At 63.6% G+C, this 14,856-nt stretch carries 11 protein-coding genes and 1 pseudogene; 6 read left to right on the top strand and 6 right to left on the bottom strand.

Features of this window, described 5'->3' with window-relative positions; translation table 11 throughout:
• Nucleotides 1–2: 2 nt before the first annotated feature.
• The 6 genes from ASD94_RS01060 to ASD94_RS01085 all read left to right on the top strand — a co-directional run bounded on the left by ASD94_RS01060 (nt 3) and on the right by ASD94_RS01085 (nt 9,181).
• The gene (locus ASD94_RS01060) at nt 3–1,706 is read left to right on the top strand and encodes a nitrogen regulation protein NR(II) (RefSeq protein ID WP_056637347.1); all 1,704 of its coding nucleotides are present in this window, start codon (nt 3–5) and stop codon (nt 1,704–1,706) included.
• A gap of 11 nt (nt 1,707–1,717) precedes the next feature.
• Entirely contained in the window at nt 1,718–3,277 is a 1,560-nt protein-coding gene (locus ASD94_RS01065) for a sigma-54 dependent transcriptional regulator (RefSeq protein WP_056637351.1), read from the top strand.
• Nucleotides 3,261–3,893 (top strand): 1,6-anhydro-N-acetylmuramyl-L-alanine amidase AmpD, encoded by a 633-nt coding sequence (gene ampD / locus ASD94_RS01070; protein ID WP_056637352.1) that lies wholly within the window; start codon nt 3,261–3,263, stop codon nt 3,891–3,893. The genes ASD94_RS01065 and ampD overlap by 17 nt, the downstream gene beginning before the upstream one ends.
• A gap of 376 nt (nt 3,894–4,269) precedes the next feature.
• Nucleotides 4,270–7,203 (top strand): ribonucleoside-diphosphate reductase subunit alpha, encoded by a 2,934-nt coding sequence (locus tag ASD94_RS01075; RefSeq protein ID WP_056637353.1) that lies wholly within the window; start codon nt 4,270–4,272, stop codon nt 7,201–7,203.
• Between the two features lie 135 nt (nt 7,204–7,338).
• A complete protein-coding gene (locus ASD94_RS01080) occupies nt 7,339–8,535 on the top strand; it encodes a ribonucleotide-diphosphate reductase subunit beta (RefSeq protein ID WP_056637356.1) in 1,197 nt (398 codons plus the stop codon).
• 187 nt (nt 8,536–8,722) lie between these two features.
• A complete protein-coding gene (locus ASD94_RS01085; protein ID WP_056637360.1) occupies nt 8,723–9,181 on the top strand; it encodes a hypothetical protein in 459 nt (152 codons plus the stop codon).
• 148 nt (nt 9,182–9,329) lie between these two features.
• Here ASD94_RS01085 and ASD94_RS01090 read toward each other — a convergent pair whose 3' ends face one another.
• The 6 genes and pseudogenes from ASD94_RS01090 to accB all read right to left on the bottom strand — a co-directional run bounded on the left by ASD94_RS01090 (nt 9,330) and on the right by accB (nt 14,764).
• Nucleotides 9,330–10,229 carry a carbohydrate kinase family protein gene (locus tag ASD94_RS01090; RefSeq protein WP_056637361.1) on the bottom strand — a complete coding sequence of 300 codons (900 nt, stop codon included), beginning with the start codon at nt 10,227–10,229 and terminating at the stop codon, nt 9,330–9,332.
• Nucleotides 10,230–10,262: 33 nt separating this feature from the next.
• Nucleotides 10,263–11,273: a DUF3426 domain-containing protein gene (locus ASD94_RS23935; protein WP_233247292.1), complete on the bottom strand. Its 1,011-nt coding sequence runs from the start codon at nt 11,271–11,273 to the stop codon at nt 10,263–10,265.
• Nucleotides 11,274–11,855: 582 nt separating this feature from the next.
• A pseudogene (locus ASD94_RS24230) lies at nt 11,856–11,921 on the bottom strand (zinc-ribbon domain-containing protein); the annotation flags it as partial.
• A gap of 53 nt (nt 11,922–11,974) precedes the next feature.
• Nucleotides 11,975–12,877 (bottom strand): 50S ribosomal protein L11 methyltransferase, encoded by a 903-nt coding sequence (gene prmA / locus ASD94_RS01100; protein WP_056637363.1) that lies wholly within the window; start codon nt 12,875–12,877, stop codon nt 11,975–11,977.
• 77 nt (nt 12,878–12,954) lie between these two features.
• On the bottom strand, nt 12,955–14,304 hold the full coding sequence (gene accC / locus ASD94_RS01105; protein ID WP_056637364.1) for an acetyl-CoA carboxylase biotin carboxylase subunit: 1,350 nt from the start codon (nt 14,302–14,304) through the stop codon (nt 12,955–12,957).
• Between the two features lie 7 nt (nt 14,305–14,311).
• Nucleotides 14,312–14,764, bottom strand: a complete 453-nt coding sequence (accB, locus tag ASD94_RS01110; RefSeq protein ID WP_056637365.1) for an acetyl-CoA carboxylase biotin carboxyl carrier protein — start codon at nt 14,762–14,764, stop codon at nt 14,312–14,314.
• Between the last annotated feature and the right edge of the window lie 92 nt (nt 14,765–14,856).

Here is a 14,856-nt window from a genome sequence, read left to right on the forward strand (position 1 = left end):
CCATGCAAGCAGCGCCCGCAGGCCCACTGCCGCCTTCCGCAGACGCCCCCTTCGCACGGCTGTGGCTCGGTTTTCTGACGGGCCGCGTCATGGTGGCCCTGGCGCTCTTGGTGTTGCAGGGCGCCGGACAACTCATCAACCAAGTGGTTGGACCCACCCCGCTGGCGGTGTGCGTGGCCTACCTGGTGGCTACGGTGGTGGTGCGCGTGCTCTCGCGCCGTGGCCCGCCCTCGCCCGGCGCCGGACCGCAGTGGCTGCCCTCCATCGGCGTGGACCTGGCTGCCATCACCGCGCTGCAGTTGCTGCATGCGGGCACCATGAACTACACGCCCCTGTTCGGCCTGCCCATCCTGATCGCAGCGGTCATGGGCACGCTGACCCTGGCCCTGGGCACCACCGCCGCAGTCACCCTGCTGCTGCTGGGCTGGGCCTGGTGGGTGGGCCAGTACAGCACGGGAGATGAAGGGCAGCGCTACCTGCAAAGTGCACTGACCGGCACTGGTTACTTCATCGTGAGCTACCTGGTGCATCAGCTGGCGACCCGCCTGGCGCGCGAGCAAGAGGTGGCACAACAAAGCCAGGTAGCGGCCCGCGTGCAGACCCAGGTCAGTGCACTGGTCATCCAGAACCTGACCGATGGTGTGCTGGTGGTGGACGAAAGCGATGTGGTGCGCATTGCCAACCCGGCTGGAATGCAGCTGCTGGGGGGCATGGCGCTGACCGAGTTGCCGTTTGCCTTGACGTCCACCGCGGCGTGGCACCCGCTGGTGATCCTGGCGCGGCGTACCTTCCGGCACGAGCAGCCCCAGACGGCCGACGTCGATCTGCTGCACGAAGGCCAGAGCCCCACCGGACTGCATGTACGCACCTGGCTCACATCGTCCCGTAACGCAGCGTTGCAAACGCGCTCCGAGCGGCTGTGCGTGATGTTCTTGCACGACCTGCGGGAGATGGAAGCGCGGCTACGCACCGAAAAACTCGCGGCCATGGGCCGCATGTCTGCCGCCGTGGCCCACGAGATCCGCAACCCGCTGGCGGCCATCGTCCAGGCCAATGCCCTGCTGGAAGAAGACCTGCACGACCCGGCACAAAAGCGCCTCGCGCACATGGTGCAGCAGAACGCCGACCGCCTGGCCCGCATCGCCGAAGAGGTGCTGGACATTGCGCGCGTGCAGCACCAGATCAGCCATGCCCCTGCCTCGACCGTGACGCTGGATGAGACGGTCGCGCAGATCTGGAACGACTGGCAGGCTCAGGACCCAGCCCGGCGGCGCGCCGTGGTCTCTCTGGAAACAGGTGTCATCCAGGTGGAGTTTGACCCCGAGCATCTGCGTCGCGTTCTGGTCAACCTGCTGGACAACGCCCTGCGCTACATGGGCCCGGAGCCCGACTCACTGTCGGTGACCACGCGCAACACGCCCACTGGCCAGGTCAGCCTGCAGGTGTGGAGCGACGGAGCGCCCATGGACAAATCCGTGGAGCGGCATCTGTTCGAGCCTTTCTTCTCGTCCGAGAGCCGCTCCAGCGGTCTGGGCCTCTATATTTGTCGGGAGCTGTGCCAGCGACATGGCGCCTCCATCAGCTACCAGCGCCTGAGCCGCCCCACTGCACGCGGCGATGTCGGCGGCAATGCCTTCACTGTGGGCTTCCGCCGCACGACCCGCCCCGCCGACACTGCCACCTTGTTCGACACCATTGTGGTCTGACTGCCACTTCCATGAACGCCCCTGCCGCCTCCATCCTTGTCGTAGACGACGAACCCGATCTGCGCACCCTGTACGAGCTCACCCTGCTGCGCGAGGGATACCGCGTGGAGACCGCATCCAGCGTGCAGGAGGCCCGCGAGCATCTCAAGGCCCACCGTTTTGACGCTGTGATCACCGAAATGCGGCTGCCGGATGGGTTTGGCATGGAGCTGCTGCAGGACCTGCGCGACCAGCAGCGCCGCGAACGCTGCGTGGTCATGACCGCCTACGGCTCGGCAGAAAACGCGGTCGAGGCCCTGCGTGCGGGGGCGTTCGACTACCTCACCAAACCTGTGGACCTCAAGCAGTTCCGCTCGGTCGTGGCCTCGGCCATCCAGGGCACGGGCGGCGTTCCTGCGCCCCGCGCCGCACGCAGCAACGGGTCAAGCCGCTCGGCCAACCCGGCGCTGGGCGCCGAGTCCAGCAGCGCAAGTACCGCCCTGGACCGCCTGGTGGGCGAGTCCGAAGCCATCCGCAACGTCAAGCAGCGCGTGGCCAAGGTGTCCCGCGGCATGGCGCCCGTGCTCATCCATGGCGAGTCGGGCACCGGCAAGGAGCTGGTGGCCCAAGCCCTGCATGCAAGCAGCCAGCGCGCCGACGGCCCCCTGGTCGCCGTGAACTGCGGGGCCATCCCCGAGAACCTGCTGGAAGCCGAATTCTTTGGCGCCCGCAAGGGCTCCTACACCGGTGCGTCGCAAGACCGCGACGGCTATTTTCAGGCCGCGCGGGGGGGCACGCTGTTCCTCGACGAAATCGGCGACCTGCCGCTGGCCATGCAATCCAAGTTGCTGCGCGCCATCCAGGAGCGCAGCGTGCGGCCGCTGGGCTCCACCCAGGAAGAGACCGTGGACGTGCGCATCGTGAGCGCCACCCACCGCGACCTGGCGGCCGATGTGCAGGCGGGCCGGTTCCGCCAGGACTTGTATTACCGGCTCAATGTGATCGAGATCGTGATCCCCCCGCTGCGCGAGCGCCGCGAGGACCTGCCCGCCCTGTGTGCCGCGCTGCTCACCCGCATTGCGGGCGAGTCGGGCATGCCGGTACCTCAGCTCACCGACCGGGCACTGAACGCCATCGCCGCCCACCCCCTGACCGGCAATGTTCGCGAGCTGGAAAACCTCTTGCACCGCGCAGTGGCGCTGAGCGACGGCGACGAGCTGCATGTGGACGAGCCCACAAACGGCGCGGCAGAGACACTCACGACACGCCCTGCCCCGCCAGCACCTGCGCACGAAGGATCGGTCAGCACCGCCCCCACCTCATCGGGGATCTATGCATCGACTTCTGCTGACACGGGCCAGGGCCCACAGCTTCTGGCCAGCGGATGCACGGTGCCGCTGCCCAGCGACTTGCAGGCCTGGCTGGACCAGCAGGAGCGCGAGATCCTGATCCGCGCACTGAAGGAAGCAGGCTTCAACCGCACCGCCACGGCCGCACGCCTGGGCATCAGCCTGCGCCAGATTCGCTACCGCATCGCCCGTCTGAACATCACCGTGCCCAATGACCAGGACCCGCATGACGACTTGGGATGAGGCTACATCCTCGGCCGCCTCGCCCCCATGGGAGGGCGGTTGGCACCGGGCAGCCCGAGAGCTGGTGTCGCCCAACCACGGGCCGCGCCCGGTACCCGCCTCGCAGGTGGATCTGATCGTGGTGCATTCCATCAGCCTGCCTCCAGGCGAATATGGAGGTGGGGCCGTGCAGCAGCTGTTCACCAACACCCTGGACTGGGACGCCCACCCTTATTACCAAGGCATTCGCGGACTGCAGGTGTCCACGCATTTTTTCATCGAGCGCACCGGAGCGCTGTGGCAGTTTGTGGATTGCGACCTGCGCGCCTGGCATGCCGGGCAATCGTTCTACCGGGGTCGGAGCCAGTGCAACGACGACTCCATCGGCATCGAACTGGAGGGCCTGGAGGGTCTGCACTTCGAGCCCGCGCAGTACGAAACGCTGGCCAGGGTCTGCCAGGACGTTGCGCTGCGCTACCCCATCGAGCACATCGCAGGGCATGAGCACATTGCGCCCGGGCGCAAACAAGACCCCGGCCCGGGGTTTGACTGGCCGAGGCTTCAAGGGGTATTGAGCTGGCCTGTACAGCGATTCCCGCAAGGCATACGGACGAGCCTGTCGCAGCTGCCTCGCTGACGCTGCGTTTCACTGTCGCACGGGCGCATCAACGCACATTTTTCTTTGTGCGTTTGCACATCTTTTGTCATCCAAGCGCCACGCGGCCTGGCGCAGGAAATCCGTCGCCAACGTGCGCCGTTGCGCGGGTTTTCACCCCATGCGTCGCATCCACAGGGGCTGGCCGCCGACCTCAGCGGCCGCAGCACCGGGACCGGGAACACGCTGTTTCGGTTTTGGGGGCTTATTCAGGCGGTACACTACCGGTAGTGTCTTGAACCACCAGGACACACCATATATAGTGTGCGCCAGACTGAAGTCCGGCGCAGCACCCACACACTGCGGCGGCACTCCACGCCGCACGCCCACCCCAGACAGCCCACAGAAGAGGACACCCATGCAAGCTGCTTTGAACACGCCTTCCACTGCCCCTGCCGTTGCCACCGATGCCACAGCATCCCAGGCAACGCCTGCGGCCACGGCCTCCAACACGTTTGCGCACTATCAGATCATCCGCCGCAACGGCGCCGTAGTGCCGTTCGAACCGCAAAAGATCGCGGTGGCCATGATGAAGGCCTTCTTGGCAGTCCATGGCACGCAAGGCGCGGCATCGGCCAGCGTGCGCGAAGTAGTGGACACGCTGACCCACAACGTCGTGCGCGCCCTGATGCGCTCGCGTCCTGGCGGTGGTACGTTTCACATTGAAGACGTGCAAGATCAGGTCGAACTGGGTCTGATGCGTGGCGGCCACCACGAAATCGCCCGCGCCTACGTGCTGTACCGCGAGCGCCGCACGCAAGAGCGCGCCCACCACCAGGAACAGCTCGCGCCCGCCACCCCGGTGATGCACGTGATCGACAACGGCCAACGCGTGCAGCTGGACATCCTGCGGCTGCACGCGTTGATCGAATCGGCCTGCGCCAACCTGGGCGCCGACATCCAGGCAGCACCGATCGTCGCTGAGACCATGCGCAACCTGTATGACGGCGTTCCCATGGACGAGGTCTACAAGGCGTCCATTCTGGCCGCCCGCACCCTGATCGAAAAAGATCCCGACTACACCTACGCCACGGCCCGCCTGCTGCTGCACACCATCGTGCGCGAGGTGCTGGGGCGTGACGTGACGCAAAGCGACATGGGCCAGGCCTACAAGGACTATTTCCCTACCTTCATTCAGAAGGGGGTGGACAACGAGCTGCTGGACGAGCGCCTGCTCAAACAATATGACCTGAACCGCCTGGGCGCTGCGCTTAAAGCCGAGCGCGATCTGCAGTTCGACTACCTCGGCCTGCAGACGCTATACGACCGCTATTTCCTGCACGTCAAGAAGACCCGCATCGAACTGCCGCAAGCCTTCTTCATGCGCGTGGCCATGGGCCTGGCACTGAACGAAACCGACCGCGAAGCCCGCGCCATTGAGTTCTATGAAGTGCTCTCGTCGTTCGACTTCATGTCGTCCACCCCCACGCTGTTCAACAGCGGCACGCTGCGCTCGCAGCTGTCCTCATGCTACCTGACCACCGTGCCAGACGATCTGGACGGCATTTACGAGTCGATCAAGGAAAACGCCCTGCTGTCGAAGTTTGCCGGTGGCCTGGGCAATGACTGGACCCGCGTGCGTGCACTAGGCAGCCACATCAAGGGCACCAACGGCGAATCACAAGGCGTGGTGCCGTTCCTGAAGGTGGTGAACGACACCGCCGTAGCGGTGAACCAGGGCGGCAAGCGCAAGGGCGCTGTCTGCACGTACCTGGAAACGTGGCACCTGGACATCGAAGAGTTCCTGGAACTGCGCAAGAACACCGGCGACGACCGCCGCCGCACGCACGACATGAACACGGCCAACTGGATCCCCGACCTGTTCATGCGCCGCGTGATGGAAAAGGGCACCTGGACCCTGTTCTCGCCTTCCAACGTGCCTGACCTGCACGATCTGTTCGGCGCCGACTTCGAAAAGGCCTACGTCGCCTACGAAGAAAAGGCGGCGCGTGGCGAGATCAAGCCCTCCAAGACCGTGCAGGCCACCGACCTGTGGCGCAAGATGCTGACCATGCTGTTCGAGACGGGCCATCCCTGGATCACCTTCAAGGATGCCTGCAACGTGCGCTCGCCCCAGCAGCATGCTGGCGTGGTGCACTCGTCCAACCTGTGCACCGAGATCACTCTCAACACCAGCGACACCGAAACTGCCGTTTGCAACCTGGGCTCCGTCAACCTGCTGCAGCACATCAAGAACGGCCAGATCGACCACGACAAGCTCAAGAAGACCATCACGGTTGCCATGCGCATGCTCGACAACGTGATCGACATCAACTATTACGCCGTCAAGAAGGCACGTGACTCCAACCTGCGCCACCGTCCGGTCGGCCTGGGCGTGATGGCGTTCCAGGACAGCCTGTATGAACTGCGCATCCCCTACGCTTCGCAAGAGGCGGTGGAATTTGCCGACAAGTCGATGGAAGCCATCTGCTACTACGCCTACTGGGCATCGACCGAACTGGCACGCGAACGCGGCCAATATTCGAGCTACAAGGGTTCGCTGTGGGATCGCGGCATCTTGCCTTTCGACACGCTGAACATGCTCTCGCAGGCGCGCGGCGGCTATGTGGAAGTGGATCGCTCTTCCACGCTGGACTGGGATGCCCTGCGCAAGAAGATTGCACAGGATGGCATGCGCAATTCCAACTGCGTCGCCATCGCCCCCACGGCCACCATCTCCAACATCATCGGTGTCGATGCCTCGATCGAGCCCTCGTTCGGCAACTTGTCGGTCAAGTCCAACCTGTCGGGCGAGTTCACGGTCATCAACGGTGGTCTGGTGCGCGACTTGAAGCGCCTGGGCTTGTGGGACGACGTGATGATCATGGACCTCAAGCACTTCAAGGGCTCGCTGCATCCTATTGACCGCGTGCCACAGGACATCAAGGCGCTGTACTCCACGGCGTTTGAAGTCGAACCCCAATGGCTGGTGGAAGCTGCATCGCGCCGCCAAAAGTGGATCGATCAGGCGCAGAGCCTGAACATCTACATGGCCGGCGCATCGGGCAAGAAGCTCGACGACACCTACAAGCTCGCATGGATCCGCGGTCTCAAGACCACTTACTACCTCCGCACGCAAAGCGCCACGCACGTCGAGATGAGCACCGTGAACACGCGCCAGCTCAATGCAGTTTCGTCGGGCAGCGACAGCGGCGCTTCGGCCGCCACGCAAGCCAAGCCAAGCCCGCTGGAAGCCGCTGCCGCTGCGGTCTCTCAACAGGCCGCAGCAGTGCCAGCCACGGACGTGAAGTTCTGCGCCATCGACGATCCTGGCTGCGAGGCCTGCCAGTAAGCACTTTGCCAGCAACGCTTCGGACTAGCCCGGGGCGTTGCTCCGGTGCTGTGAAGCAACAAAACCTTGCTGCACAACGCTTCAGTGCTTTTCTTTTCGCAGCACTGCTTTCATAATCCGAACACTGGAAAATCTATGTTGACCTGGGACGAAGAAGTCAAGCCCTCATCGCAAAATCAACTGGACGGCGGTCTGCCCAACAACCGCCAGGTGGAGCAACCGCCTCTGTCTTTCCAGACACCCGCACTGCAGCCTGTGACCACCACAGCCACAGTAGAGAGCACCTCCACTGCACCGATCGCTGCAGCATCCCATCGCCGCGTCAATGCGGCCGACAAGCGCATCATCAACGGACAGACAGACGTCAACCAGTTGGTGCCTTTCAAGTACAAGTGGGCATGGGAAAAATACCTGGCCACCTGTGCTAACCACTGGATGCCCCAAGAGGTGAACATGACGCGCGACATCGCGTTGTGGAAAGACCCCAACGGCCTGACCGAAGACGAGCGCCGCATCATCAAGCGCAACCTGGGTTTCTTCGTGACCGCCGACTCGCTGGCCGCCAACAACATTGTGCTGGGCACCTACCGCCACATCACGGCACCTGAATGCCGCCAGTTCCTGCTGCGCCAGGCCTTCGAGGAAGCGATCCACACCCACGCGTATCAGTACATCGTCGAATCGCTGGGTCTGGATGAGAGCGAGATCTTCAACGCCTACAACGAAGTCCAGTCGATCCGCGACAAGGACGAGTTCCTGATCCCCTTCATCGAAGCGATCATGGATCCGTCTTTCAAAACAGGTACGCCAGAAACCGACCAGACCCTGCTCAAGTCGCTGATTGTTTTCGCGTGCCTGATGGAAGGCCTGTTCTTCTACGTGGGCTTCACCCAGATCCTGGCCCTGGGTCGCCAGAACAAGATGACGGGTGCCGCCGAGCAGTACCAGTACATCCTGCGCGATGAGTCGATGCACTGCAATTTCGGCATCGACCTGATCAACCAGCTTAAGCTGGAGAACCCGCACCTGTGGACTGCGGAGTTCAAGGCCGAGATCAAGGCTCTGTTCCTCAAGGCCGTGGAGCTGGAATACCGCTACGCCGAAGACACCATGCCGCGTGGCGTGTTGGGCATGAATGCCTCCATGTTCAAGGGCTACCTGCGCTACATCGCCAACCGCCGCGCCACGCAGATCGGGCTGGAGACACTGTTCCCCAACGAAGAAAACCCGTTCCCGTGGATGAGCGAGATGATTGACCTCAAGAAGGAACGCAACTTCTTCGAGACCCGGGTTATTGAATACCAGTCCGGTGGTGCGCTGTCCTGGGACTAGCGCCTTTTTTGCAGGCCACACCACCATGGATTTTTACACCACGCCCAGCACCGACAGCGCCTCAGAGCGCTGCCCTGCGGGGCGTTCCCGTGTTCATGGAGATGGAGTTTTCATCCATCTCCATGGATCGCTTTCTGTCCACTGCAGACAGGAAGTGCTCTTTGCAAATTGACCCAAGGAGAACATGATGGCAACTGCGAAAAAACCGGCCGCTAAGAAGGCTGCTCCCGCGAAAAAGGCTACAACGGCCAAACCCGTAGCCGCAAAGAAGGCTGCACCTGCCAAGAAGGCAGCAGCACCGGCAAAGAAAGCCGCTCCYGCCAAGAAGGCCGTAGCCGCGAAGAAGGCTGCACCTGCCAAGAAGGCAGCAGCACCGGCAAAGAAAGCCGCTCCTGCCAAGAAGGCCGTAGCCGCGAAGAAGGCTGCACCCGCCAAGAAGGCAGCAGCACCGGCAAAGAAAGCCGCTCCTGCCAAGAAGGCCGTAGCCGCGAAGAAGGCTGCACCCGCCAAGGCTGCCCCCGCAAAGAAAGCTGCACCGGCCAAGAAGGCCCCCAAGGCGCCTGCCCCTGCGGCGGCTGCCCCTGCTGCACAGACCACCCTGAACCCTCAGGCGGCCTGGCCCTTCCCTACGGGCAACAAGCCCTGATCCCGGCGCGCCATGCGCTCAACCCGGTGCTATCGCACCGGGTTTTTTTCGCCTGCATCTTGTATGGGCACTCCCGGAAGTTGCCCGATGAGCAAGTTGCGCTGTATCGCCCGACGTAACGCAACGCGGGCAACATTGGCTGAGTGGCTTATGCCAGCGGATCGAAATCCAGCGTGTAGTTCTGTGGGCCACGCTGCGCGATCTTGAGAGCGCCCACCCGGTTGCCTAATTCGGCACAACGTACGAGTGGCCAGCCCTTTTCCAGACCAAACAGCAGCGCGCCGCGCCAGGCATCGCCACAGCCCGTAGGGTCCACCACGGCGGCAGGTTTCACGGGAGGGACATGGGTCTTGTCACCATCCACCCAGACCTCGCAACCCTCGGCGCCCAGCGTCACCACCAGGCCCCGCACCTTGCGGGAAATATCGGCCAGCGACCAGCCAGTGCGGTCGCAGAGCATTTTTCCCTCATAGTCATTGACGGTGACCCAGGTGGCCTGATCAATGAACTGCGCCAGTTCCTGCCCATTGAACATGGGTAAGCCCTGACCCGGATCGAACACAAACGGGATGCCCGCTGCAACGAACTGGGCAGCATGTTCCAGCATGGCGTCGCGCCCGTCCGGCGCGACGATCCCCACGCCGACGCTGCTGTCTGCACCAATGCGGTTGGCATGGGCCTGCATCATGGCGCCAGGGTGGAAGGCCGTGATCTGGTTGTTGTCACGGTCCGTCATGATCATCGCCTGCGCGGTGTAGGTGTCCTGCACCTGCCCGACATGGCGAGCGCTGATCCCCAGCGACTCCAGCCGCTGCAAATAGTCGGCACCGTCACTGCCCAGCATGGCCATGGGCAGCGGCTCGCCGCCCAGCAGTTTGAGGCTGTAGGCAATATTGCCTGCACACCCCCCGAAGTCGCGGCGCAGCGACGGGACCAGGAAAGACACATTCAGGATGTGGAGCTGGTCCGGCAGGATCTGCTCGGCAAACCGCCCCTCGAAAGTCATGATGGTGTCGAACGCAAGGGAACCACAAATGAGGGCAGCCATAGATAGTGAAGCTCGGTAGATTGTTGGAAGAAATCAGGGATAGAACGCCAGCAACCGGTAGCCCGCCACGCGCGCGCCGCCCGTGGTCACAAGCACCGATACGGAGGTGCCCCACTCGCCCTTCGCGGGCAGCTCCGCCGGAGCTGCCATGTCGGTGGGCAGCAGAACCCGCCGCAACACAGGCTGGTCCTGCGCATCAGTCAGAGTCAGCTCCACCGCAGGCATCGCCAGCGGAATGGTGGCCATGCTCTTCATAGTCAGCGCCAGCTGGTAACTGTCGCCCCGGGCTTTGTTGAAGGAGGAACTGTCGATGACCACATCGGCAATCTGGCGCACCGGTGCGAGTTCGCAATGCAAGGGCTCGCACAGCATCACCAGCCAGGGCCGGGTGCGCATGTCCAGGGCTGCGATGCCATCGCGCTCCTGCACCACAATCTGCAGGGCCAGGCCCAGCAGCGAGACAACAAACACGAGCCCCAACACCGTCCGAACCGCCGGCTTGCGCCAGAAGGCTTTGCGGCGCGCAGCCACCACAAAACTGACCTCGGGGTCCGACTGTGGGGCGTCAGTCTCGTCATCGTCATCAACGGAATGTCCAAGCCTTGCCTGCAGGACGTCCGCGTGCGAATCGTCCTTCACCAGCTTCATGGCCGAGGGCTCGGCCTCATCCGCCTTGGGCACAAAGTCCACGGAAGGCAGCGCGGGCGCGGGAGAGGCTGGTTCAGCCGCAGCCGCAGGTGCAGGCTCAGCCCCCTGCGCATCGCCCGGGGTTGCTGTGTCCAGGCTGAAGGAAGGAGCGAGAGAAACCGGCGCTGCTTGCGGCGGCGCAAGTTCTGCCGAGAGGCCGGCAGCGCCCTTGGTATCCGCATTCAAGGATGCGTCCAGAATTGCATCGGAATCGCGAAGTTCTGCAAAGGGCAATTCGTAGCCCGCCGGGTTCACGAGCGCAGGAGCGGGCGGGAACGATCCAGGGACCACATCGCTTGCTCCTGGCGTGACGTCGTGCACCACGGCATCGGATTCCGGCAGGACGGTAGAGTACAAGGGCATTGGCGCCGACACGGTCGGCGGGGGGGCTCCATCGCGGGGTGCGGCGCCCGATGTCTCTGCCGGCTCTGGACGATTCAAAGGCGCGGTGGTGGACAGCGGTGCCGCAGCATCGTGGCCAGGCACCACCCGCTGGGCACTGTGCGCCCGCCACGCAAATGGAGCGACAACTTCCTCCACGGAAGCGTCGGCATGGGCACCGGCGGTAAGAAAAGCAGGAACCGCAGGGCGTGGGATATCGAGCACCGGGGTGGCAGGGGCCTCGCTGGGCATGCCGTAGGGCGGGAGGTGAGGGGCAACGCCCGCAACAGCCTCCATCAAAGGAGATGGAACGCCGTCCACTGCGCGGGGATTTTCTGCCTTTGCAACCCCTCCCGCAGTGGGCGCAACGACAGCGGGTGACTTACCTCCACCCCAAGCCCCCAATGCATCCGGCTGCCGCGCTACGGGCGCTGTAGGCGCCCGTAGGTCCGTCAGCGACACCTCGGGCAATAGCGCGGTCGGCGCCACGGGCAGCAAATGGGCCGATGCGTCGAACACCTCCTTGCATTGGCCACACCGCACCCACCCTTCCGAGATGCGCAATTGGTCTGCCACGACCTTGAAGGTGGTGGCGCAAGACGGGCAGCGAGTGATCTGGCTCATCAGCGATGGATTGTAGGGGCCATGCCGCCACCGACAGTGCGGCGCGCGCGGGCTCAGCGACGCGCAGTCATCAGGATCCAGCCGTCTTCGGCGTCCGCCACCTCCAGGGGGAGCCAGGGTGCATAGGCCTCCTTGAGCTCGTCCGCCTGGCGCTCCAGAATGCCCGCCAGAACTAGATTCCCCCCCGCAGTCACATAGCTGCACAACAACGGTGCCAACACGCGCAATGGAGTTGCCAGAATATTGGCCAACACGGTCTGGTACTCGCCCATCGCCTTGTCAGGAAGGCCTGCCTGTAGCAGGACCTCGTTTGCCTGGGCATTCTGTACCGTGGACTCCACCGCAGACGGGTCGATATCCACGGCATCAATGTCCGTGGCACCGAACTTGGCGGCGCCGATCGCCAGAATGCCGGACCCACACCCATAGTCCAGCACCCGCCCCAGCGGGTTGCCCTGCCCAGGCTGCGTAGCGCCGTGGCGCGCAATCCATCGCAGGCACATGCGCGTAGTGGGGTGCGTGCCCGTGCCAAACGCCAGGCCGGGGTCCAGCCGGATGCTGCGCACTGCCTGGGCCGGCAGCTCATGCCAGGTGGGCACGATCCAGAAATCGGGGGTGATGTCCACGGGCGCAAACTGCGACTGCGTCAGCCGCACCCAGTCCTGCTCGGGCACCTGGGCCACACCCAGTACCTGGCAGCCGACAAAGAAGTCCTGCACCACCAGCAACTGTTGCGCCTCGCGGGCCGCCACCTCGGACGGAAACAAAGCGACCACGCGGCTGCGTTGCCAGCCATCCTTCGGCGGCGGCATGCCGGGCTCGCCAAACAGCGCCTGTTCGGCGTCGGTCTGGGCGTCGGCGTCTTCCACTGACACGGAGAGCGCATCCAGCGCATCCAGCGCATCGCTGACCGCTTCAATCCGGTCCTCGGGACACATCAGACTCAGCTCAAACATAGGCGTTTCTCAGAAAAAGTGAAATGCTGGCACCCGTTGCCAGGAGCCAGCATGCGAACGACCTGCGGTGTGCAGCCTCAGCGCTTGTGCTGCGACAGCCACTCTTCCAGGTAGTGAATGTTGGTGCCACCCGCCATGAACTTGGCGTCCACCATCAGCTCGCGGTGCAGCGGCACATTGGTGTTGATACCTTCGATCACGGTTTCGGACAGCGCCGTGCGCATGCGGGCCAGGGCCTGCTCGCGCGTGTCGCCGTGCACGATGATCTTGCCGATCATCGAGTCGTAGTTCGGCGGCACAAAGTAGTTGGTGTAGGCATGCGAGTCCACGCGCACGCCAGGGCCTCCCGGTGGATGCCACGTGGTGATGCGCCCCGGCGACGGGATGAACTTGTACGGGTCTTCCGCGTTCACCCGGCACTCGATGGCGTGGCCACGGATCTCGATCTGGCGCTGGGTGAACGGCAGCTTTTCGCCCGCCGCCACCATGATCTGCGTCTTCACGATGTCCACGCCCGTGATCCACTCGGTCACGGGGTGCTCCACCTGCACGCGAGTGTTCATCTCGATGAAGTAGAACTCGCCGTTCTCGTACAGGAACTCGAACGTGCCCGCACCACGGTAGCCGATCTTCTTGCAGGCAGCCACGCAGCGTTCGCCGATCTTCTCGATCAGCTTGCGCGGAATGCCCGGTGCCGGCGCCTCTTCGATCACCTTCTGGTGGCGGCGCTGCATGGAGCAGTCCCGCTCGCCCAGGTACACCGCGTTGCGGTGCTTGTCGGCCAGGATCTGGATCTCGATGTGGCGGGGGTTCTGGAGGAACTTCTCCATGTACACCGCTGGATTGCCAAACGCTGCACCCGCCTCGGCCTTGGTCATCTGCACGGCATTGACCAGGGCAGCCTCGGTGTGCACCACGCGCATACCCCGGCCACCGCCGCCGCCTGCGGCCTTGATGATCACGGGGTAGCCCACCGCCTTGGCGATACGGCGGATCTGCACCGGGTCGTCGGGCAACTCGCCCTCGGAGCCTGGCACGCAGGGCACCCCCGCGCGGATCATCGCCTGTTTGGCCGAGACCTTGTCGCCCATGATGCGGATCGACTCAGGCGTGGGGCCGATGAACTGGAAACCGCTCTTTTCCACGCGCTCGGCAAAGTCCGCGTTCTCGGACAGGAAACCATAACCGGGGTGGATGGCCTCGGCGTCGGTGACCTCAGCCGCCGAGATGATGGCTGGCATGTTGAGGTAGGAAAGCGGCGAAGGTGCGGGGCCAATGCAGACAGCCTCTTCGGCCAACTTGACGTACTTGGCGTCGCGGTCGGCCTCGGAATAGACCATCACGGCCTTGATCCCGAGTTCACTGCAGGCGCGCTGAATGCGAAGGGCAATCTCCCCTCGGTTTGCGACCAGGATTTTCTTGAACATGCGCGCCTTATTCGATGACGAACAAAGGTTGTCCGTATTCCACCGCCTGGCCGTTCTCGCCCAGGATGCGGGTGACCGTGCCCGACTTGTCGGCCTCGATCTCGTTCAAGATCTTCATCGCCTCGATGATGCAGATGGTCTCGCCTTCCTTCACCTGGCTGCCCACTTCGACGAACGCCTTGGCACCGGGGCTGGACGAGCGGTAGAACGTGCCCACCATGGGCGACTTGACGATGTGGCCTGCGGGGGCTGCTGCGGCGGGAGGGGCTGGCAATTCCGCCACGGGTGCGGCTGCTGGCGCAGCAACAGGGGCGGCCACGGGGGCCGGCACATACTGCTGAACCACGGCACCACCGCTCTTGACGATGCGGACTTTGCCCTCGGCTTCCGTAATTTCGAGTTCAGAGACGTTCGACTCGGACACGAGATCGATGAGGGTTTTGAGTTTTCGCAGATCCATGGAAGCTCCAACGGCTATAAAACTGAATAGGGCGCGAATTTACTCCAATTTCACCCTATCGCAGTCTTCCACGCGCATTTTTCATGAACTTC

Source organism: Acidovorax sp. Root70, from assembly GCF_001428225.1.
Lineage (GTDB): Bacteria > Pseudomonadota > Gammaproteobacteria > Burkholderiales > Burkholderiaceae_C > Acidovorax.